Below are 20,688 nucleotides of genomic sequence, written 5' to 3'. Positions count from 1 at the left end.
GCTCTCTTCTGCGGCCGCTGGAACGTGCTAAATTACGCTCAAAGCAACCATCCAGCCCGGCTCGCATCATGATTGACCTGACCCATCAGCCGCCATTCGCAGCGGGATATAACCGGACCTGCTACATTCACCCGGATGATCACAGGCTGTGCCTCAAGGTGTTGCGACCGGAAAATATTGAGGCCCGGTTTGCGCGACAACCCTGGTACAAGAAACTGCTGGGCCGGGATCGCATCAATGATAATCGACAGGAAATCATCGCGCATCGCCAGATCAAAGGGCTACCCAATCCGGAACAGGCCTGGCTTCACCTGCCCCGATTCCATGGCAGCGTCGACACCACACTCGGACCGGCCAATGTCAGCGAACTGATCACCGAGGCCGACGGCCGCCCCGGCATCACCCTGGAGCGCTATCTGGAAACCAACGGTCGGACACCGGACATTGAACGGGCCATCGCCCGATTCACCGACTGGCTGCGACAGATCGGCCTGTTGACCCGTAACCTGCTGCCCCACAACCTTGTCGTGGCCCGTCGCGACCAACAGCTCACGCTTTATCTGGTCGATGGACTGGGCGCGCCCGCCGTCCCGACGCAACTGGCGGCAGTCCCGGCTTATCGGTGGCGTTACATAGATCGCAAGCTGGCACGGTTCCAACAGCGCATCGACTGGGAAGTGCATGGCCGGCCAGGGAGCTGGGCCCGGGCTGAAAAACTGTAGCAGACCCGAGTTATCCGCGGAGTGGCACTGTCGCACCGGATGATGTAGTTTCCTGCCCTGACTCTATCGACCTGGAAATCAACGGGACCATGGCCCTGTCTAGAATCTCGCTGCTGACTGGCCTGCTGAAACTGGCCGGCAAACTCTCACTGCGCTCGGCCCAGAATGTGGGGGCCATCCTGGGCCTGCTCGGCTGGAAGCTACCGACGGAATCGCGGCGGGTTACCCGGGTTAACCTGGATATCTGTTTTCCCGACATGCCCGACGCCGATCGCAAGGCCCTGGGCCGGGAAAGCATGAAGCAGACGGGCCGGACCATGCTGGAAATCCCGCTCATGTGGGAATGGCCGGTCGAACGCTGCCTGGACCTGATTCGCGAGATCGAAGGCGAGGAACTGCTGGAGCAATATCGGGCCGATGGCCGCGGTTTGATTCTGCTGGCCCCCCACCTGGGTAACTGGGAACTCGCCGGTCTGTATTTTTCATCGCGCTATAAGATGGCGGCTCTGTACAGCCCGCCCCACCTGCCGGAATTCGAGGATTACATGATTCAGGTCCGTGGCCGCCTGGGCTCGGAACTGGTCCGGGGCGACCGTCGCGGCCTTGCCCGGCTCATCGGACTGCTGCGGGAAGGCGGCGTCGCCGGCATCCTGCCGGATCAGAGCCCACGGGGCAAAGGCAATGCCTATGCGCCCTTTTTCGGCATGGAAGTGCGGACCATGACGCTGGTGGCGAAACTGCTCCAGAAATCCGGCGCAGCGGTGCTGATCACCTATGCCGAGCGGCTGCCGGATGCCGAGGGCTTCCGCATCGTGATCCGGGAGTGCGAACCCGGACTGGACGATGCCGATCCGGTGGTTGCCACCCGCGCCCTCAATGCGTCGGTTGAGCGCTGCGTCCGCCAGATCCCGGCGCAATACCAGTGGGAATACAAGCGCATGCGCCATCGGCCGCCGGGACTGCCCAATCCCTATAAAGCTAAGTAACCGGCATACGCCGGAATTCACTACACTGACACGATGCATAGCCCTATCGACAACCCAGAAGGATTTTTCCTGTGACCAGCCTTTCCGCCGAGCGTTTACGGCCACTGATGCTGGGCCTATTGGCCATTGGCCTGGCGGGCGCCCTGATTCACCCGGCCATCCTCGAACTGGCTATCATCGCCATGGCGGTCGCCGGACTGGCGGCACGTCGCCGGGCAGGCGGCTGGGACATCCCCCGGGAATTGCGGCTGGTGCACTTTGCCTTCTGGGGTTTCGTCATCATCGTCGGTGTGGCGACGGCCATTGCGCCATCGCCCGCCTCCGCGGCCGGCAGGGCCTGGCCACTTGTCTTGCTGTTGCTGTTCTGGCCGTTGACCACCGGCATGAGTGCCATCCGCCTGGTCGCGGCAGACCTGTTCACGGCCGTCGCCGCGGCGGGCCTGTTGACGCTTGCTGCCAGCCTGACGATCACCGTTCCCCGGGAAGCGGCGCAGATCCCAATCCTCATCGCCACCCTGGGTTCCTGGGGCGCCTGGACGTTATTCCGGCAGGGCCGGATGAAGCGCGCTTTGGCGTGTGTCGCAGGTGTGCTCGCCGGTGCGGCGTCGATCGGGTTGATCCTGAGTCCGGCCGAGACGGCTATGGATCATGTCTGGACGGCCGCCTCGCTGGGTGAGACCGGCGTTCTCCAGATTCTGGGCTGGCTCCTGCTGGTTTCCATTCCGGTGTCTGTCGGCCTGTCTTTCGCCACATCGAGGCACTCGGCCGCACGCGCCGTGGCCGTGGCTGCGCTGATCACCAGTGCACTGCTCGTGACCGCCATCCTCAGCAAGCAGGCCGGCACCACCGCACTGCTGCTCAACCTGTTGCTGATGGCGCCGATCATGGCGTCCCTGTTCGTTGAACTCGATCGGGGCGATCACCGGGCCCGGGCGGTACGGGTCTCTGCCACCATCATCACCCGGAACGAGGCCGACAACATCGAAGACTGCCTGCGCTCGGTGCGCGCAGTGGCGGACGAAATCATCGTACTGGACAGCGGCAGTACCGACGATACGGTGGAGCGGGCCCGCGCCCTGGCGGACATCGTCGAGATTACCGACTGGCCGGGATTCGGCATCCAGAAGCAACGGGCGCTGGAGAAAGCGACGGGGGACTGGGTCCTGTCCATCGATGCGGATGAGCGTATTACCCCGGCCCTGGCCCGGGAAATCAACGACCGCCTCTCGGCCCCGGATGCCGACGCCTACAAGCTGCCCTGGGCCGTGACGATTTACGGGACGCAACTGGACTTCGGCCGTAGCGGTCGCGCGCCCTTACGACTATTCCGGCGGGAAGGCGTCAGCTTTTCCGATGCGCTCGTCCACGAACGCATCCTTATCCCCGAAGGCCGAACGACCAAGACCCTGCGCGGACGGATGACGCATTTCACTCATCGGGATTTCGGCCATTCGCTGGAAAAAAGCGCCAAATATGCTTGGCTGGGCGCCCTGGAAAAGCACCGCCGAGGCAAGAAAACCCGGACGATGCTTTATCCAACGCTACGTGGCCTGATGACATTCATTCAGGTTTACTTCATTCGACTCGGTTTTCTGGATGGCGCGGTAGGTTACCTGACAGCCGTGACCTATGCGCAGGTGACCTTCAACAAATATGCCGGGCTTTGGACCCTGGGGCGTGACTGAGTCAGACCATCCTGAGCAACTCTCGCTTCAGACGACGACGAACCTTGAGTTTACGTAGCAGATTCAGCGGCTTTCTCTTCAAGCGACCCTGCTCATGACTCAGGAAATGTTCTACGGCGTCAAGGACTCTTTGGCTGGAAGCACCATCATTAAAGCTGTGTAGTTCCTGGCACAACCGCCGAGTTTGCGCCATCAATTCCGCCGGGTATGTGACTGCCTTCTGGAGAGCCGATTCAACCTCTTCAACCTCTTCCACATCAATAAGGTAGGGGCCGGGCATCTTCGTTCGAAACGTCACTACGGGCCGTTCAAGGAACATAAACTCGAACATGATGGATGAGGTGTCACAGAGCATCACATCGGCCCGAGGCAGAATCGGCATGAGGTCCTCATCGCTTTCAACAAAGCGCAGGTTTTCACCGGCCAATTGCCGATACTCCGACACAATGGCCGGATCCATTTTCGGATGGAGTGTCACAATAAATTTCCAACGACCGCTACCGGCCAATTCTCCGATTTTCCTGAGCAGTGCCGGGGCTGCCGTGACAGAACGACTGAATGTCGAGGCAAAAAAAACCACCGGTGGTTCATCCGGCTGCCGAGACCTTCTGCCAGGTACACCTTGAGCAAACAAGGGATCGAGCTTTGGCCAACCGGTGTGTGAAACGGCAAAGTGCCCCAACTCAGAGGCTAACGCCTTAAACTTGGCAGTATCTTTCTCGGCATGAGTACAGTACAGGTCGAACCACCCCCGAATGCGGTAATGGTCACTCTCGTCTTCACTGCTGTGTCCCCGTTTGTTCCTGGCCATCCCATGAAAGACTTCCACCTTGATGCCAGGGAAAAAGTAGGGAACCCAGTCACCCGGAACGAACGTCGCATCCGCCTGATACGCCATGACCTCCCGAACGCTTTTCAAATGGAGCTCCCCCTCTTTCAGTGGAGCCGTGGAACATCCGGCGACGAACCAGGCTGCCTGGTCGCCCCGACGTCGAATTTCTTCCTGGAGAGGCCGCAAAATCGAATATGAATACGGCTGGTTTACAAAAAACAGGTAACGTTTAGGCATTCCACACTCGTCAGTTCAGATTCAGCGTGAGCGACGTTTGCCGTCGACAAGGGACTGGTACATCGCAGCGGTTTCGCGGACGGTCTGGGACGTATGGAAATGCTCCTTGATCCGCTTGCGCCCCGCCGCTCCCATCGCCTGCCGCTCTTCCGGCGAGAGCCGGTAGAGCTTGACGATCGCTTCCGCCAACGATTTTTCGTCGCATGGCGGAACCACCAGTCCCGTCACACCATCCTCAACCAGCTCGGGCATACCCCCCACCCGGGTCACAATGGCCGGTATCGCATAGGCCATGGCTTCAATAACCGCCCGGGGCAGACCTTCCTGCTCTTTGGAGGGCAACACGATCACGTCACTTGCTGCAGCAAGCTGGGGCGCGTCGTTGCGATAACCGGCAAAGTGTACGCGTTCCGGATGCGGCAAGGCGGCCACTTCCTTGCGGATGGTCTCGTTGCGATCCACATCGCCGACCAACAAGTAGTGAACCTCAACGTCCTCCGGCAAATAGAGGGCCGTCCGCACCAGGTCATCGAACCCTTTTCGTGGCACACCCCTGCCCGTACAACACACCACGAAGGCGCCTTCCGGCACACCCAGCGGCCGCAAATCCGCCGGCTCCGCCTGATACCAGGAAAGGTCGTGCCCCTTGTAGATCCTCTGCAGCCGGTCGGCCGTCAGGCGCGACCAGGGGAAGCCAAGCCCCTCAAGATGATCGCGAATGGCGTCGGCGACGCAGACGATCTTGTCGACCCGCGGGTGCAGGAAGGTAATCCAGGACTCGGGATGCATAGCCCCCACATTGCCGATAACGCCGCGATAGGCCACAACCCGGACATCCATCCCCTTAGACGCTCTCAACCCGCACGCCAGCGCGCGCGGATTGTAGGCATGGATCACATCATACGGCTTGCTTTGGAGCTGACGCCGGATGGCCGCCGTGCCTTCCTTGTCAAACCGCCCCTGGAGCGCCAGGGGAGCGACGACCAGATCCTGTTCCACAAGCCGCTGATAGTTTCGACCTTTGGGATTGCACATGACGTCAACATCAACGCCCGCCGCCTTCAGGCCGATGAACAGTTCAGATTCCGGGCGATCGCAGGAGTCCGTCAAGCAAAGGACGCGAAGCGGGGCATCGGAGGTTCCAGTCAAACCGGGTTTCCTTGTGAAAGTGGTATCAGTCAGAAGTGGCACTAGTTTAGCCGCTGGCCCGGCCAAAGACGACCGGCGAAGGGCGTCTGCCCGAAGACTCCCTCGCGCAAAAACGCCCCATTCCCTGCCATGCCGCGCATAAGCTGCAGCATGCTCCTCTAATGATCAATAGCTGCTGAAGCCATCCGCCAGTCAGACAGACAGCCTACAAGTAGAGTAACGTCCTCTGGACAGTGCAAGGCCCAAACCTTCACTCAACCCTCAACTTATCGAGCCGCTGGGTCAGCGATGCACTTCAGGCGTTGTCGAAAAACTGTTTTACAGATTGAATGATGTGCGCAATATCCCGGGATTCAAGCCCATACCAAAGGGGCAAGCGAATCAAGCGTTCACTTTCCTGCGTCGTATAATGGTCTTCACCCCGAAAAGTGCTGAACTGACGACCCGCCTCAGCACTGTGCAAAGGCACGTAATGGAAAACCGCCATGACGCCGTCTGCCTTTAAATGTGCCAACAATGCGTCACGCTCATCCGCAGAGGACAGTTTGAGATAGAACATATGAGCGTTGTGCTCGCAACCTGACGGAATCGTCGGGAGCGTCAGGTGCCCGGTATCCGCCAGAAAACGCAATCCCTCCCAATAAGCCTGCCAACTCTGCAGCCGATTCTCGTGAATCTCGCGCGCGCACTCCAGCTGCCCCCAAAGATAGGCCGCCTGTATCTCGCTGGGCAAATAGCTGCTGCCCAAATCGACCCAACTGTATTTGTCGACCACGCCCCTGAAAAACTGACTGCGATTGGTGCCTTTCTCCCGGATAATCTCCGATCGGGCGATGTACTGCGTATCGTTGATCAGTAAGAGACCGCCCTCGCCACCGCTCGTGTAGTTTTTGGTTTCGTGAAAGCTATAGGTTCCAATATGGCCAATGGTCCCGAGCGGTCGCCCTTTGTATGTCGCCATCATACCTTGAGCGGCATCTTCAATGACCGCCAGTTGGTACTGACTGGCCACCGCCATTATTGTATCCATTTCGCAGGCAACACCGGCATAATGTACGACCACAATGGCTCGGGTTCGAGGCGTAATGGCGGCTTCCACCTGCCGCTCGTCGATGTTCATGGTGTCGGGCCGGATATCGACAAACACAATCCGGGCGCCCCTCAGAACAAAGGCGTTTGCCGTGCTGACAAACGTATAGCTGGGCATGATGATCTCGTCTCCCGGCTGGACATCGATCAGCAGTGCCGCCATTTCCAGGGCATGGGTACAGGAAGGCGTTAACAGCGTTTTCGGACACCCCAGGGAGGACTCGAACCAGGACTGGCAGCGCCGGCTGAAGGGCCCGTCGCCGGAAATTTTCTCGCTACCCATAGCCTCAAGCACGTATTTCTCTTCGAGACCGGTATGGGGGGGCTTGTTAAAGGGGATCATTGCGGACCTCGTCCCTGAATTGGGCTTCCAGTGCCAGCAAGTCCTGCTTTCTCTCTCTGATCCGCCTGGCCGGGCTGCCCACGTATATGCCCCAAGCATCGGTCGTTTTGTTAACCAGCGTCATTGCGCCGATCGAACAGCCCTCTTCAATCGTGACACCCGGGAACACAACCGCATTTGTACCAACGATCACATGCCGCCCGAGAAAAACCGGGGCCATGTACTCGTTTTTGAACTTCTTGGGGATTAGTGAGTTCACCATAGTCGCGCCGCTGTAGTCATCGCTTTGCGCAAAGATTTTTACGCCGTAGGCCAATGTGCTGTAGTCCGACAATGTAATGCCGGGAGCACCACCGGCCAACAGGCACATGGGTGTTACGTGGCAATAGGCTCCAATGATGATCCGGCCGGACACGATGCAATAATCATCAATCCGAGAAAAATCACCGATCTCCATCTCGGCTGTGTCATAGAGACTGGCTTTATCACTGATTTTCACGTTGCGCCCGAGCCGCTTGAAATTCATTTGGCGCAATTGCTCATCGGTGTAATAGGCCATAGTCAGCTCTCAAAAATGGCGTGTAACTGGTTTACCAGTGTTTCTTCCGAAAATGCAGATTTGATTGCCTTTCGGTTGTACGAAGCATCTTCAGCGTCCAAACGCCCAAGGTTGAGTGAATTCACATCGAATATCCGGATCCCCAGCGATTGAAAGACCGACCAGGGTGTCACGTCATCCCGGATGTACACCTTCTTCCCCAATCCCAATAAGTTAATGGTGTTACCCATGGCCTGCTGGCGTCGATGATTAAAGATGGCAATGTCAATATCGGACAGAAACTCCAGGTATTTGTCATAAGGCAGGAAATCCAGGATCGGCCTGAATTTGTCCCCAAAGAGTTTCTCACCGTAATCCACTACTGCTTTGGCATGTTCGGAGCTTCCGTAGGATAACGGCACGTAGATCGCAATCTCTTCATTTTTGTAAGGTGCGAGTTTATCCAGTATCTCAAAGTGATTGTTGCCTGGATCGGCCGAATTACCTACCTGTATATTGATTCGCCGATCCTCTCTTGGGGACATATCAACATCCCTGAAGACGTTACTCGGATACATCAGGCAGGGATGAAACTGACCGGTCGCGCCATACCATTGACGCGCGAGCTCGACGTCCCCCGGGATGTGTGTCACGAGGTGCCCCATGCGACGGATAACACGACATCGAACGGACTCTTTGAACGTCCATTTCCCTTTTGCGGCGATGGATTGATAGCGGTACAGGTCATCGCCCCACATCACCCAGTAACATTTCTTGAGCAGCCATGGCATCAGCCACAGTAGCCGCGTAACGGAACGGTTAAATAGACCATGCAGGATAATCTTGTCGGCTTGATGCATCGCGATTATTAGGCGAAAACGCGAACCCAACTTTGCCAGTGGATTCCTTTCAACCTTGTCAATGCCGTTTCGACTGGCAACCGGATAACGAACATGATCACCGAACAGGACAAAGCGATGATCACTCAAGCCAAATTCTGATTCCACCAACTGGATGAATGGAGGGATAAATTTCTCCATTCGGCAGATATGGAGAACTTTCTTACGCACCCGTCTCTCCCGATCTAATCAAGGACTGCTCCCGAACAAGATCCTCAATGTATCGGCCATAACCACTTTTTTCATAGTAAGCGGCGGCTTTCAGCATCTGTTGATCCGTCAGCCATTCGTTGCGCCAGGCGATTTCTTCCAGGCAAGCCACTTTGTAGCCTTGTCGCTTTTCAATCGTTTCTACAAACTGGGCGGCTTCGAGCAGGCTTTCATGAGTTCCGGTGTCCAACCATGCAAAGCCTCGCCCCAGCATCTCAACGTGAAGTTCGCCCAGCGAGAGATAATCCTGATTGATCGACGTAATCTCCAGCTCGCCTCGAGCCGAGGGCCTTGTCTGTTTGGCAAAATCGATGACCCGATTATCGTAGAAATAGAGTCCGGTGACAGCCCAGTGAGATTTGGGATCCTGAGGCTTCTCCTCAATAGACAGAGCCTTCATGTCGGCATCAAATTCAACGACCCCAAACCGATGCGGATCCTTGACTGGATAGCCGAATACGACCGCACCTCCGTCCGATTCCACACGCTTGACCGTTTCTTTGAGTTTTGGAGTAAATCCCTGCCCGTAATAGATGTTGTCGCCCAAGACCAAACAGACGGGATCGTTGCCGATAAACGATTCGCCAATGGTGAAGGCTTCAGCCAAACCCGCAGGCTGAGATTGTACGGCGTACTCCAGCCTGATACCGAATTGGCTACCGTCTCCAAGCAACCGACGAAAAGCCGCTTGATCTTCGGGGGTCGTGATGACTAAGACGTCACGGATGCCTGCCAGCATCAAGACCGACAACGGATAGTAAATCATCGGCTTGTCGTAGATCGGAAGCAGTTGTTTGGACATACCCAGTGTGATCGGAAATAACCGGCTGCCCGTGCCCCCGGCCAGTATGATGCCTTTCATTCGTTATCCTTGAATTCTTCGAATCTTCGTCCCAACCATTGCAGCCCCCTCACTACAATACCGACGTATGAGTCATGTCAGCCAATGCCAAGACGCTCACGTCGATAGCTGCCATCCTGAACCCGCCGACACCACTCAAGATGGTTCAAATACCACTCAACGGTTTTACGCAGACCGGTTTCAAAAGTTTCATCCGGCAACCAGCCCAACTCGTTCTTTATCTTGGTCGCGTCGATGGCATAGCGCAGGTCGTGCCCCGGTCGGTCAGGAACGTGGACAATCAGGTCCCGATAATGACAGATGTCTTTCGGTTTTTCCGGCGACAACTCCATTAAGAGATCACATATTCCACGAACGACTTCCATGTTCGTCTTTTCGTTAAATCCGCCAATGTTATATGTCTCTCCGAGACGCCCCTTGCGAATGACTCGATACAGCGCGCGCGCATGATCTTCCACGTACAACCAGTCGCGTATCTGATTGCCTTCTCCATAGACCGGAAGTGATCGACCTTCCAGCGCATTCAGGATCATCAACGGAATCAGCTTCTCGGGGAAGTGATAGGGGCCGTAGTTATTGGAGCAATTGGTAACAAGCACCGGAAAACCATAGGTTCGATACCAGGCACGAACCAGGTGATCGGAACTCGCTTTACTCGCCGAATAGGGTGAACTGGGCGAATAACAGGTGTTTTCAGTGAACAGATCCGCTGACTGCCCGAGATCGCCAAAAACCTCGTCCGTGCTGACGTGATGAAAACGGAATTGATCCTTTTCGATGGCCCCAAGGCCCTGCCAGTAGGACCTGGATACCTCGAGCAGTGTGTAAGTCCCCACAACGTTCGTTTGAATAAACGCCAATGGGCCGTCGATAGAACGATCGACATGACTTTCGGCAGCGAGATGCATGACCGCATCCGGCCGATGCGTTACGAAGACCTCTTCCAGAGCAGCCCGGTCGCAAATATCGGCTTGCTCGAAGGCGTATCGCGGATGGTGACTCACACTGGCCAACGACTCCAGATTGCCGGCATAAGTCAATTTATCGAGATTGACCACACTGTCATCAGTGTGGGTCAGAATGTATCGAATAACCGCGGATCCGATAAAACCGGCCCCACCTGTCACGAGAATTTTCATCAGGATATTACCTTTGATTCCATAGACACGGAACTACGGCAGCATGGACATGCTGAAAAAGTGATAAGGCAAAACGAAAGGCCTGCTGGATGTATACATAGAGGATGTCGTAACGCTTGCTCTGAAGCTGGCCGCTGTCTCTGCCGTATTGTCTTCGGCTACATGGTCGTGGAGAGCCATCGAACGGTCGTCAATCCCAGACCTGCGATCATTGCCCACTAGGGGTATTCATGACATCAAAATCGAGGTCGATCACTTCCCGGCTAATAATAACCTCCGTCATTGCTGAGTCACCGGAACCCGGGCATAGCCAACTTCCAGCGCCTTCCAGCGCGCCCTCAGATCGAACGAATCGACGTCGAGCTTAGCCAGTGAGCGATACAGGCGTTCCAGATTCCGCTTCCGCCAAGACGCCGTTGGCTCGCGATTGGATTCGATTCGGCCCTTGTCAAAATCGATCACATAGAAAGCTTGATGCTGGAGTAGAATGTTGAAGCAGTTCAGGTCGGGATGATTGACTCCGGCATCATGGAATTGACGCAGCAATTGACCGAGTCGACGCCAGCCATCCTCGCTGAGATCACCGGCGCAATCCCCAAGCGGAGTGACATCTTCAATGCGCCCAATGAGAATGGCCGCCTCATAGAAAAGACCGTTAACTCGCCTGTAGTGGGCTGCCACGGGCTCTGGAACCGGTAAATCCAGATCCCGCAGCTGACTCAGCAATCGAAATTCGGCAAAGGAACGCGTCCGCTCCTCCCCCGTGTAGAGATAGGCCGCACGGGACACTTTGGCAACGTAACCGCCGCGGAGGTAGTGGCGCAGCACCATTTCGCCTCTGGGCCCGTCGATAAACCAGGCGCTCCCTCGTCCGCCACTGCTGACGGATGCTGCCCGGGCGCCCCAGAAAGCGGGCAGAAACCAGTCTGGCGTCACCTCAGCGTAATCCGGATTGACCAGCAGCGCTGCACCATGCCCCGGAACATACTTTTCTTTCTGCATGATCATGACGGTGCTGACCGCTTCTCCCTATGACATGACTCGAACCCGCAGCCCGGCGGACAGCAAAGACGCCCGGTTCCAAGTGCGCTAGAATACGCCGAGTTTAACAACGAACACCATCGCGGCTCCAGATAGCCCGTGTTGTCAGCACTAACGGATGTTTCCTTGATCAAGTCAATCTGCATCATGCGCCTGTCGGCCATCGGCGATGTCACGCATGTCATACCTGTGGTGCTCAGCCTTCAGGTACAACTCCCGGACGTTAAGATCACCTGGATTATCGGCAAGGTCGAAGCCAAGCTGGTTGGCGATCTGCCCGGCGTCGAGTTTATCGTTTTCGACAAGAAAAGCGGCTTGCAGGGCTACCGTGATTTGCGACAGCAACTCCGTGGGCGCCAGTTCGATGCGCTGCTTCACATGCAGGTGGCTTTCCGGGCCAACCTGGCCGCCGCGGTGATACCGGCCAAAATCAAGGTCGGCTACGACCGGGCTCGCAGCAAGGATCTCCACAGCCTGTTTATCAATCGTCGGATCCCGGCAGCCCCCAAACAACACGTTCGCGACTGCCTGGCCAGCTTTCTGGTGCCCCTGGGGCTGGAAGCTGCCCCGCCACGCTGGACGATCCCCCTGAGCGAATCGGATCATGCGTTCGCCAGTGAGCATCTGGCAAACGACCGGCCCAATATCGTGATCAGTCCCTGCGCCAGCCACACGTTACGCAACTGGAGTGCGGACCGATATGCAGCCGTGGCAGACCATATCGTCGCACAGCACGGTGCTCGCCTGATTCTGGTCGGCAGTCCGGCCCCCTATGAGCGAGAATATTGCGAACGCATCGCTTCGATCATGACCCAACCGGCGCTCAACCTGTGCGGTCAGGACACACTCAAACAGCTGACGGCCCTGCTTGACGGGGCGGACCTGCTGATCGCGCCGGACACGGGCCCCGCGCACATCGCCAGCGCCATGGGCACCGATGTGTTGGGCCTGTTTGCGGCCAGCAATCCGAATCGCTCGGGCCCCTACAACTCACTGCAGTGGTGTGTCGATCGTTATCCGGAAGCACTGGAAAAATTCACCGGAAAAACCGTGGATACAGCCCGCTGGGGCATGAAAGCGGAATTTGAAGGCGCGATGGAACTGATCACCGCCGACGAGGTCTGCCATAGGTTTGATGAGTGGATCGCTAACAGGGCCACGGCATGAATCAGGTTTCTCCGGGTATCGCCAACCGTTTCTGGACCAAAATCGCCGGCACCTCTTTGAACGGGTTGAGGAAAACTTACCTCACGGTGCTGGCCGCCTATGTCTTTTGCTTCCTGCCCTGGTTTTCCACTTATCGGACGGCGGAAACCCTGCTGGTCGTGTTGCTGGTCGGCATATTGGCTCTGGGTCGCAGCAGCAGCCCATTGAAACGAGTCATTTTGACCGACCCCATATTTCGGATCTGTTTGATCCTGCTCGCGTACCTGTTGGTCGTGCAACTCTGGTATCACGTATCGCTGCCGGAATACGTAGACCCCAGTTCCAAGGTCACCCGACATTACCTCAAACCGCTCATGGTTTTACTGGTCGCGGCGGGAGTCAGTATGCTTCGACCCGCAAGGGCGTGGCCTGTCCTGCTCCTGACTTTGGCGGGACTCTACGTTTATCTGGGACTCGAATTCAGAGCATCTGAATGGATCCGGGCACTCAAAGGCTACAGGGTCGACTTTGGCATACACAACGCCGAACACACGGGCATGTTCTTCGGCACTTACCTGCTGTGTCTGCTTTGCCTGTCTCCACGGCTCATTCGTTGGAGCTGTCACCGTGGCTGGTTGGTATCCATGGCCGTCCTTCCACTCCTGCTTGCCGCCCTCCTGTTGGCGATTGAAGGGACCCTGGCTTCACAGACCCGTGCCGTGTGGCTGGGATTGCTCCAGGCCGCTCTCGTTGCGGTCATCCTGTTGATCGGCCGCTTATTGACGAGTCGAGAGTCCCAAGGAGAAAAGCCCAAACTCAGCCTGCTACTGGCTTTGGTTGCTGGCGCGTTTGTAGTGACCATCAGCCTCACCCTGAACTCCTCCCAGACGGTGGAAAAGCGCTTCTCAACGACCGATATCCAGATCGACAAAATCCTGGAGGCGCCCAGTGAAAACGTCGATCCGAAGACAAGCAGTGGGGTGCGGCTCTATTCCTGGCGCGTGGCGATGGGCTGGGTTGGCGAACGTCCGTTGCTGGGATGGGGCGCGGGCTCAACAAAAGAAATGATTCAGCACTCGGATTACTTTGGTGCGTCGTTTAAGCAGAATTTTGGCCATCTCCACAATACCTTCATGGAAACCCTGGTCGCTCAGGGCCTCCTCGGCACAGCAATCCTGGTCGCCCTGATCGTCTGGATCGGCATCGCCACCGTTCGAGCCTTCCGCGGAGGCGACATGCCCTGGGATGTGTTTGTCTTTGCCTGGTGCTTCCTGGCCTTCTGGATTGTGATCAACATGTTTGAATCCTATATACTCTACCCGACTGGCCAGTATCTGAACGCCGTGATTGTCGGGTTCGTCTACTCATTCCATTTCCGCCGTCGACTTGAAGATGCCCAACCCCATGTCTGACGCCATTGCAGTGGCCGCCTGTTGCGACGAGAACTACATTGCCTATGCGGCCGTGATGATGCGCTCGGCCGTCAAGGCAACCCCGGAAGCGCCTATTCATTTCCACCTCATCAACTGCGGCATTTCCGGCGCCAGCCTGGAACGATTGAGCGGCATGCTGGAGGCACTGGGCAGCACGTTAACCACTTACAGCCCGGATGACCGACTCTATGAGGGGCTACCGACGCATCGTTACGGTTCGGCAGTCTACCAGCGCATTAATCTACCCGAATACATCCCCGCCGATGTTGGGCGCATCATCTACATCGATGCAGACACCATCGTTCTGCAAAGCCTGATTGCGCTCTGGAATCTGGATCTTGAGGGGAATTCCACCGCCGCTGTTGAGAACCTGTCGCCCAAAGCCTGCAAGGACATCGAAGTCGATCGTACCGAGTATTTCAACTCAGGCCTGCTCGTCATGGACCTGGCCGCCTGGAGAGAACGCCAGCTGCACCGGCAGGTTACCGAGTACGCCCGCGAACATGCCAGCTCCCTTCAGTTCGTGGATCAGTGCAGCCTGAACGCGGTATTGCAGAATGACTGGGTCCGACTGCCGCTGAAGTGGAATGTTCAGTCCGATGTTTACAAGGTAGTCCGGAAATACCATGAGGGCTGCACCTACAGTCGGAGCGATATGAATGACGCCATGCTGCATCCAGCCATCGTTCACTTCACGGGCGAGAAGAAACCCTGGAAGCGTTACTGCTTCCACCCCTTCAAGACTTACTATCGCAAGGTTCTCAATGAGACGCCGTGGGCCGGCCAGCCTCTTGTCGGTGACGATACAGCCACCCGGCGCCGCTATTTCTTTGCGCTCCGTAGCCACTGGAAATTCCTGAAACGCCGCAGACATCTCCCGGCGCACTACCAGGGGAAATGATTCGAACATGAGTAACCAGCAACCCCGATCTCTACCGGCCGATGCCGTTGCCGTCGTTGCAAGCTCCGACCAGAACTACGCCATGCACTTGACGGTAATGTTCACCTCACTGATTCGTAACTGCTCGGATCCAGCACGGGTCTATCTCTACTGCATTGACGGTGGGATTGCGGATAGCACCAAGACAGTGATGGAAGAAGAGGTGAAAAAGGCCGGGGGTAAAGGCATCGACTTTGTCACTTTCGACAAATCCCGGTTCGAACATCTGCCGACCATCAAACACATCACCTCGTCGGCCTACTACCGCATCGCCATCCCCGAGATATTCGATGAATCGGTGAAGAAGGTGGTTTACCTGGACTGCGACGTCATTGTCCTCGGCGACATACTGGAACTGGCCGCGACGGATATTTCCGACTACCACGTCGCCGCGGTAGAAAACCTGTCTGGCCACACCTACAAGCAGCTGGGCATTCCACAGGACGAGTATTTCAACTCCGGCGTACTGCTGTTGAATCTGGAACTGTGGCGCCGGGACGACATCTCCAACGAGGTTCTTCGCTTCAAGCAGGAAAACCCGCACCGGATCAGCACCAACGACCAGTGCGCCCTCAACGGCATCCTGCACACCCGCTGGAAACACCTGCCGCTGCGCTGGAATCACCAGACTGGCCTGTATCGACACAGTGAGCAGATTGCCGGCTTCGATCCGGAGGAAGTCCGCGAGGCCAATCTGAACCCCGGCATCATTCATTACATTGGCTGGGACAAACCCTGGCGCAAGGTGCGCTTCCATCCGCTGGCCGGTGAGTATGACCGCTATGCGGATCAACTGGCCGAATCGCCCCGCCCGAAACCGACGCTGGCTGACTATTTCCAGGCCTACGCGTCCATCTCTCGCCTGAAGAAGCTCTGGCGCTGCGAGAAAAACAAGCGCTGGTACCGGGCTAACGGTTTTAGCCTGTACGAATAAGAAGAAATCAGGGCAGAAATCAAAAACGCCGGCTAACAGGCCGGCGTTTTTGATGGTGCAGGGTAAGTCCGTGGCCGATCACTTCTGGCCGGCGGTGTAGTCCTTATAGGACTTCTCTTCGACGAAACGGGAACCCAGCGCGAGGTTCACCTCTTTCTTTATTGCAGCACGCTTGTCATTGGTGACATAGACCGCGCGAGCCAGTTCGATGAAACGTGGCCCGAAGTCCTGAGCGGCTTCCTGGTCGCGGATATCGTCCTCGATTTCCCAGAGCGCTTCGTTGACGGCCTTGAGCTGCTGACGCAATTCGCCAATCGCGGACTGATCCGGAACGGCTTCGTTCCAGGTCTTGCTCAGCTCATCGAGCTCCAGGCGCACGTTGCGCACCTTATCGGCGTCCTCGATACGCTCGGATTTGATTTCGAGGATCGTGATCTTGTCGAGCACCTCGCCAAAGGAGACGGGTACAGTGATGACATCGGCCATAGTGTTCTTCCGCAGACTCGTGGGTTAGCGTTACGGGTTCATGGCCGGCAGCGCCGGCCATCACGGATCAATCGTTAACGAGGGTCAGCCAGCTGGCATTCTCGGGACGCTTGCCCTTGACCGCATCGAAGTACATGGTTTGCAGCTTCTCGGTCAACGGGCCACGCTTGCCGGCGCCAATCACCCGACCATCCAGCTCGCGGATCGGCAGGACTTCGGCGGCTGTCCCGGTGAAGAAGGCTTCATCGGCGATATAGACCTCGTCCCGGGTAATACGGCGCTCGCGCACCGGTACGTTCAGCTCCTTGCAGAAATCCAGGATCGTCTGACGGGTGATCCCCTCCAGGCAAGAGGTCAGCTCCGGAGTATGCAGGACGCCATCGCGCAGGATGAAGACGTTCTCGCCGGACCCTTCCGCAACGTAGCCTTCGTTATCGAGCAGCAGCGCCTCTTCACAGCCACTGGCAATCGCTTCGTTCAGCGCCAGCATGGAGTTCATGTAGTTGCCGTTCGCCTTGGCCTTACACATGGTGATGTTCACATGGTGGCGAGTGTAGGACGACGTGCGCACCTTGATCCCCAGCTCGCGGGCTTCCGGCGCCATATAGGACGGCCAGTGCCAGGCAGCGACCATCAAATGCACCTTGAGATTATCGGCGCGCAGACCCATGCCTTCAGAACCCAGAAAGGCCATCGGGCGGATGTAGGCTTCGTCGAGATTGTTCTCGCGCACAGCGCGGCGCTGGGCTTCATTCACCTGTTCTTTGGTGAACGGCATTTTCATGTTGAGGATGTGGGCAGAGCGGAACAGACGGTCCGTGTGCTCCTGCAAACGGAAAATCGCCGGGCCCTTCTCGGTGTTGTAGGCGCGCACACCTTCGAAACAGCCCATGCCGTAGTGCAGCGTATGGGTGAGGACGTGCACCTTGGTTTCGCGCCAGGGCACCATTTCTCCGTCCAGCCAGATGAGGCCGTCACGATCCGCCATCGACATCATTTTGCTCCTGATAAAGCTGTGGAGAGCCCGCCAGCGGGCCCGGAAAAGCCGCTATTCTAGCAGGAAACCCGCGACCGACGCAGTAGGGGCTTACCGCTCTGGCGCGCCCGATGCGCCCATCACCCGGTTCCAGACCGACCAGATATAAGCCCGCTCTTCCGGAAAGGCGTCCGCCTCAACGCGACTGTTCAGGTTCTGCAGCGCCCGGCGGTGTATCGTCGAGCGCAATGCAATGTAGGCCTCACGCAATTGTTCCGCATCTTCTTCTGGCAGGACGCCCGCCTTGCCCAGCGCCTCCATCTGCCGGATGTTGTCCGACCATTGGGTCAGCTCCGGATGCTCGCTGGAATACGCCAGCATCAGGTACTGCACCATGAACTCCATATCGACGATGCCGCCCCGGTCGTGCTTGATGTGGAAGGCTTCCGGGGTTTCGCCCTCCTTGGTGGGCGTACCCAGGCTCGCACGCATCTTCTCTCGCATATTCATGACGTCCTGGCGCAGCGCATCACGATCGCGGGACTGGCACAGGATGTCATGCCGAAGCGTTTCGAACGCTTCCAGCGCCTCACGACTGCCGGCCACCCCCCGGGCGCGGGCCAGCGCCTGATGCTCCCAGGTCCAGGCGTCCTCGCGCTGGTACTTTTCGAAGGCGGACAGACTGCTGACCAACAGTCCGGAGTTGCCGGACGGTCGCAGGCGCATATCCACCTCGTACAACTGCCCCGACGGCGTCTGGGTGCTCAGGATATGGACGATGCGTTGGCCCAGCCGCGTGTAGAACACGGCGTTGTCGATGGGTTTGTCGCCGTTGGTGGAACCATTGGGATCAGCAGTATGAATGAAAACCAGATCCAGGTCCGAGGTATAGCCCAGCTCGATGCCGCCCAGCTTCCCGTAGCCGACAATCGCGAAATCGCTGTCGCAGGCGGAACCGTCGCCGTGATGCGGATAGCCATGCCGGCTCACCAGATTGGAGAAGGCCACATCCACCACGTGATCCAGCACCACTTCAGCGATCCAGGTGAGGTAATCGCTGACTTTCATCAGGGGCAGCGTTCCGCGCAGCTCCGACGCGGCAACGCGCAGGACGTGCGCCTTCTTGAAGTGGCGCAGGACCTCCATCTGTTCCTCCAGATCTTCCAGCGGAATACGCAACAGCTGCTGGCGCAGGTCGTCCTGCAACTGTTCGCGACTGGGCGGATGATAGAGGCTTTCGGTATTGAGGAGCTCATCCAGCAGCAGCGGGGTTTCCGCAAGCTGCCTTGCAATCCAGGGGCTTTCACTACACAGCCGCACCAGCTCGCGCAAAGCGCCGGGGTTTTCCAGCAACAGCAGCAGATAGGCCGTCCGGCGCAGGACAGACTCGACCAGTTGGAGCACCCGGGACAGGGTCTCCGATGGCTGTTCCACCTGACTCAGCGCTTCCAGCAATACCGGGACAAAGCGGTTCAGGCGACGCCGGCCTTCGGTCTGCATCATCTGCGCGGTGCGGCTGCTGCGCAGAGTCACCAGCTGCTCCAGACTCTGTTCCGGAGCCTCGAAACCGGCCTTGGACAGTCGCTTCACCGCCGCCTCTGGCTCCAGCTCCGCCAGCCAGATTTCCTGCCAGCGGGCACTGGCCTCTTCTTCTTCCGTCTCATCGTCATCGGAAGCGATGATGTCGGCAAAGTGCCGGGCCACGCGCTGGCGATGGCCATTGAGTTCCGCCAGGCAGTCGTCCCAGCTGTCGAAGCCCATGATCATGGCCACCCGGGCCTGAGCCGCCGGGGTTTCCGGTAGCTCTTGGGTCTGCTGGTCGGCGATGCCCTGCAAGGCGTGTTCAAGATTGCGCAGGAAGACGTAGGCGTCAGCCAGCTCATCGGCAACGGCCTGCGGTAACAACTCGAGATTCACCAGTTCCGGCAGGATCAGCAGCAGCTCCCGTTGCTGAAGTTCGCGATCGCGTCCGCCCCGGATCAGCTGGAAGGCCTGCACCACGAATTCGATCTCGCGAATCCCGCCATTGCCCAGCTTGATGTTGTTCTCCATGCCCTTGCGACGCACTTCCCGACTGATCATGGACTTCATGCTGCGCAGGGATTCAAAGGCACTGAAATCGATGTACTTGCGGTAGACGAACGGGCGTAGCGTGGCCATCAACACGTCCCCCGCCTTCTTGTCGCCAGCGACCACGCGGGCCTTGACCATGGCGTAGCGCTCCCAATCCCGACCCTGGTCCTGATAGTAGGATTCCAGGGCGCCGAAACTGAGTGCCAGCGCCCCACTCTGGCCATATGGACGCAGGCGCATATCCACCCGGAAAACAAAGCCGTCGGCAGTCAACTGATCGAGCGCCTGGATCAGACGCTGCCCCAGTCGGATAAAGAACTGCTGGTTGTCCATGGCGCGCGCGCCGCCCCGGGTCTCGCCGTTGGACGGGAAGCCGAAAATCAGGTCAATGTCGGACGACACGTTCAGCTCATGGCCACCGAGCTTGCCCATGCCCAGGACCACCAGCCGCTGCGGAGCTTCCTCGCCCGTGGCGGGATCGATGCCCCATGGGGTTCCCATCTGGGCGCAGGCATCCTGATAGAGCCAGTCCAGCGCACCATCAATCGCCACATCGGCCATGGCACTGGCCGCGCCCATGGTTTCGTTGAGATCCGCGAGGCGCACGAAATCACGAAAGATAATGCGGAACATGACCTCACGACGAAACAGGCGCAATGAGCGGTGCAACGACGTTTCGTCGGCGACGTCTTCCAGATAGGCCTGCCAGCGAAGCGTGAGAAAGGCGTGATCCAGGGGACGTGACAGGGGTTCACGCTTCAGGCACTCGAACAGCCACTCGGGGTGGCGCTCAACCACCTCCCTAAGGAAGAAGCTGCCCAACAGCGCGCGCTGCCAGTGGGCCTGCGTGACTGTCTTGTCCCGGGGCAATGGGGACCGTTCATCCAGCAGACGCGTCACCGCGTCGGCGTCCTCACGGAGCAGATCGGGAATGGCGGGTCCAGCATGGGGGGCTGCGGTCATAACCT

The 20,688-nt window shown here is 57.8% G+C and carries 18 protein-coding genes; 7 read left to right on the top strand and 11 right to left on the bottom strand.

Going from position 1 to position 20,688, the window contains the following annotated elements; all coding sequences use genetic code 11:
* The first annotated feature begins 68 nt into the window (after nt 1-68).
* The 3 genes from EB809_RS07270 (at nt 69) to EB809_RS07260 (ending at nt 3,393) form a co-directional block, all read left to right on the top strand.
* Complete coding sequence (locus EB809_RS07270; protein WP_123634148.1) at nt 69-722, top strand: YrbL family protein; 654 nt, start codon at nt 69-71, stop codon at nt 720-722.
* 89 nt (nt 723-811) lie between these two features.
* Entirely contained in the window at nt 812-1,708 is an 897-nt protein-coding gene (locus tag EB809_RS07265) for a lysophospholipid acyltransferase family protein (RefSeq protein WP_123634147.1), read from the top strand.
* A gap of 71 nt (nt 1,709-1,779) precedes the next feature.
* Nucleotides 1,780-3,393, top strand: a complete 1,614-nt coding sequence (locus EB809_RS07260; protein ID WP_223807858.1) for a glycosyltransferase family 2 protein — start codon at nt 1,780-1,782, stop codon at nt 3,391-3,393.
* Nucleotide 3,394: 1 nt separating this feature from the next.
* Here EB809_RS07260 and EB809_RS07255 read toward each other — a convergent pair whose 3' ends face one another.
* The 8 genes from EB809_RS07255 to EB809_RS07220 all read right to left on the bottom strand — a co-directional run bounded on the left by EB809_RS07255 (nt 3,395) and on the right by EB809_RS07220 (nt 11,699).
* Nucleotides 3,395-4,462, bottom strand: coding sequence for a CDP-glycerol glycerophosphotransferase family protein (locus tag EB809_RS07255; RefSeq protein WP_123634146.1), 1,068 nt, complete (start codon nt 4,460-4,462; stop codon nt 3,395-3,397).
* A gap of 21 nt (nt 4,463-4,483) precedes the next feature.
* Nucleotides 4,484-5,611: a glycosyltransferase family 4 protein gene (locus EB809_RS07250; protein WP_123634145.1), complete on the bottom strand. Its 1,128-nt coding sequence runs from the start codon at nt 5,609-5,611 to the stop codon at nt 4,484-4,486.
* 295 nt (nt 5,612-5,906) lie between these two features.
* A complete protein-coding gene (gene rffA / locus EB809_RS07245) occupies nt 5,907-7,043 on the bottom strand; it encodes a dTDP-4-amino-4,6-dideoxygalactose transaminase (protein WP_123634144.1) in 1,137 nt (378 codons plus the stop codon).
* Complete coding sequence (locus tag EB809_RS07240) at nt 7,030-7,602, bottom strand: acyltransferase (RefSeq protein ID WP_123634143.1); 573 nt, start codon at nt 7,600-7,602, stop codon at nt 7,030-7,032. The genes rffA and EB809_RS07240 overlap by 14 nt, the downstream gene beginning before the upstream one ends.
* Nucleotides 7,603-7,604: 2 nt before the next feature.
* The gene (locus tag EB809_RS07235; RefSeq protein ID WP_123634142.1) at nt 7,605-8,651 is read right to left on the bottom strand and encodes a TDP-N-acetylfucosamine:lipid II N-acetylfucosaminyltransferase; all 1,047 of its coding nucleotides are present in this window, start codon (nt 8,649-8,651) and stop codon (nt 7,605-7,607) included.
* Nucleotides 8,644-9,552, bottom strand: coding sequence for a glucose-1-phosphate thymidylyltransferase RfbA (gene rfbA / locus EB809_RS07230; RefSeq protein ID WP_123634141.1), 909 nt, complete (start codon nt 9,550-9,552; stop codon nt 8,644-8,646). The genes EB809_RS07235 and rfbA overlap by 8 nt, the downstream gene beginning before the upstream one ends.
* Nucleotides 9,553-9,629: 77 nt before the next feature.
* A complete protein-coding gene (gene rfbB / locus EB809_RS07225) occupies nt 9,630-10,691 on the bottom strand; it encodes a dTDP-glucose 4,6-dehydratase (RefSeq protein WP_123634140.1) in 1,062 nt (353 codons plus the stop codon).
* Nucleotides 10,692-10,970: 279 nt separating this feature from the next.
* Nucleotides 10,971-11,699, bottom strand: a complete 729-nt coding sequence (locus EB809_RS07220; RefSeq protein WP_223807857.1) for a 3-deoxy-D-manno-octulosonic acid kinase — start codon at nt 11,697-11,699, stop codon at nt 10,971-10,973.
* A gap of 162 nt (nt 11,700-11,861) precedes the next feature.
* Between EB809_RS07220 and EB809_RS07215 the strand changes: the two genes are divergently transcribed.
* The 4 genes from EB809_RS07215 to EB809_RS07200 are packed head-to-tail and all read left to right on the top strand — an operon-like array spanning nt 11,862 to nt 16,185.
* Nucleotides 11,862-12,899 (top strand): glycosyltransferase family 9 protein, encoded by a 1,038-nt coding sequence (locus EB809_RS07215; RefSeq protein ID WP_123634227.1) that lies wholly within the window; start codon nt 11,862-11,864, stop codon nt 12,897-12,899.
* Entirely contained in the window at nt 12,896-14,290 is a 1,395-nt protein-coding gene (locus EB809_RS07210; RefSeq protein ID WP_123634139.1) for an O-antigen ligase family protein, read from the top strand. The genes EB809_RS07215 and EB809_RS07210 overlap by 4 nt, the downstream gene beginning before the upstream one ends.
* Entirely contained in the window at nt 14,283-15,212 is a 930-nt protein-coding gene (locus EB809_RS07205) for a glycosyltransferase family 8 protein (RefSeq protein WP_123634138.1), read from the top strand. The genes EB809_RS07210 and EB809_RS07205 overlap by 8 nt, the downstream gene beginning before the upstream one ends.
* Nucleotides 15,213-15,219: 7 nt before the next feature.
* Nucleotides 15,220-16,185, top strand: a complete 966-nt coding sequence (locus tag EB809_RS07200; protein WP_123634137.1) for a glycosyltransferase family 8 protein — start codon at nt 15,220-15,222, stop codon at nt 16,183-16,185.
* Between the two features lie 78 nt (nt 16,186-16,263).
* Here EB809_RS07200 and EB809_RS07195 read toward each other — a convergent pair whose 3' ends face one another.
* The 3 genes from EB809_RS07195 to glnE form a co-directional block, all read right to left on the bottom strand.
* On the bottom strand, nt 16,264-16,671 hold the full coding sequence (locus tag EB809_RS07195; protein WP_123634136.1) for a DUF6165 family protein: 408 nt from the start codon (nt 16,669-16,671) through the stop codon (nt 16,264-16,266).
* A 67-nt stretch (nt 16,672-16,738) separates the two neighbouring features.
* On the bottom strand, nt 16,739-17,665 hold the full coding sequence (locus tag EB809_RS07190) for a branched-chain amino acid transaminase (protein WP_123634226.1): 927 nt from the start codon (nt 17,663-17,665) through the stop codon (nt 16,739-16,741).
* A 93-nt stretch (nt 17,666-17,758) separates the two neighbouring features.
* The gene (gene glnE / locus EB809_RS07185; RefSeq protein WP_123634135.1) at nt 17,759-20,683 is read right to left on the bottom strand and encodes a bifunctional [glutamate--ammonia ligase]-adenylyl-L-tyrosine phosphorylase/[glutamate--ammonia-ligase] adenylyltransferase; all 2,925 of its coding nucleotides are present in this window, start codon (nt 20,681-20,683) and stop codon (nt 17,759-17,761) included.
* Nucleotides 20,684-20,688 lie beyond the last annotated feature (5 nt).

Source organism: Marinobacter sp. R17 (assembly GCF_003789045.1).
Classification (GTDB): Bacteria; Pseudomonadota; Gammaproteobacteria; order Pseudomonadales; family Oleiphilaceae; genus Marinobacter_A; species Marinobacter_A mangrovi.
This window is presented reverse-complemented; position numbering and strand designations above follow the sequence as displayed.

Coding starts and splice junctions, on each gene's coding strand:
- EB809_RS07270 (WP_123634148.1), top strand. CDS start 69: ATGATTGACCTGACCCATCAGCCGCCATTCGCAGCGGGATATAACCGG.
- EB809_RS07265 (WP_123634147.1), top strand. CDS start 812: ATGGCCCTGTCTAGAATCTCGCTGCTGACTGGCCTGCTGAAACTGGCC.
- EB809_RS07255 (WP_123634146.1), bottom strand. CDS start 4,462: ATGCCTAAACGTTACCTGTTTTTTGTAAACCAGCCGTATTCATATTCG.
- rffA (WP_123634144.1), bottom strand. CDS start 7,043: ATGATCCCCTTTAACAAGCCCCCCCATACCGGTCTCGAAGAGAAATAC.
- EB809_RS07240 (WP_123634143.1), bottom strand. CDS start 7,602: ATGGCCTATTACACCGATGAGCAATTGCGCCAAATGAATTTCAAGCGG.
- rfbA (WP_123634141.1), bottom strand. CDS start 9,552: ATGAAAGGCATCATACTGGCCGGGGGCACGGGCAGCCGGTTATTTCCG.
- rfbB (WP_123634140.1), bottom strand. CDS start 10,691: ATGAAAATTCTCGTGACAGGTGGGGCCGGTTTTATCGGATCCGCGGTT.
- EB809_RS07220 (WP_223807857.1), bottom strand. CDS start 11,699: ATGATCATGCAGAAAGAAAAGTATGTTCCGGGGCATGGTGCAGCGCTG.
- EB809_RS07210 (WP_123634139.1), top strand. CDS start 12,896: ATGAATCAGGTTTCTCCGGGTATCGCCAACCGTTTCTGGACCAAAATC.
- EB809_RS07205 (WP_123634138.1), top strand. CDS start 14,283: ATGTCTGACGCCATTGCAGTGGCCGCCTGTTGCGACGAGAACTACATT.
- EB809_RS07200 (WP_123634137.1), top strand. CDS start 15,220: ATGAGTAACCAGCAACCCCGATCTCTACCGGCCGATGCCGTTGCCGTC.
- EB809_RS07195 (WP_123634136.1), bottom strand. CDS start 16,671: ATGGCCGATGTCATCACTGTACCCGTCTCCTTTGGCGAGGTGCTCGAC.
- EB809_RS07190 (WP_123634226.1), bottom strand. CDS start 17,665: ATGTCGATGGCGGATCGTGACGGCCTCATCTGGCTGGACGGAGAAATG.
- glnE (WP_123634135.1), bottom strand. CDS start 20,683: ATGACCGCAGCCCCCCATGCTGGACCCGCCATTCCCGATCTGCTCCGT.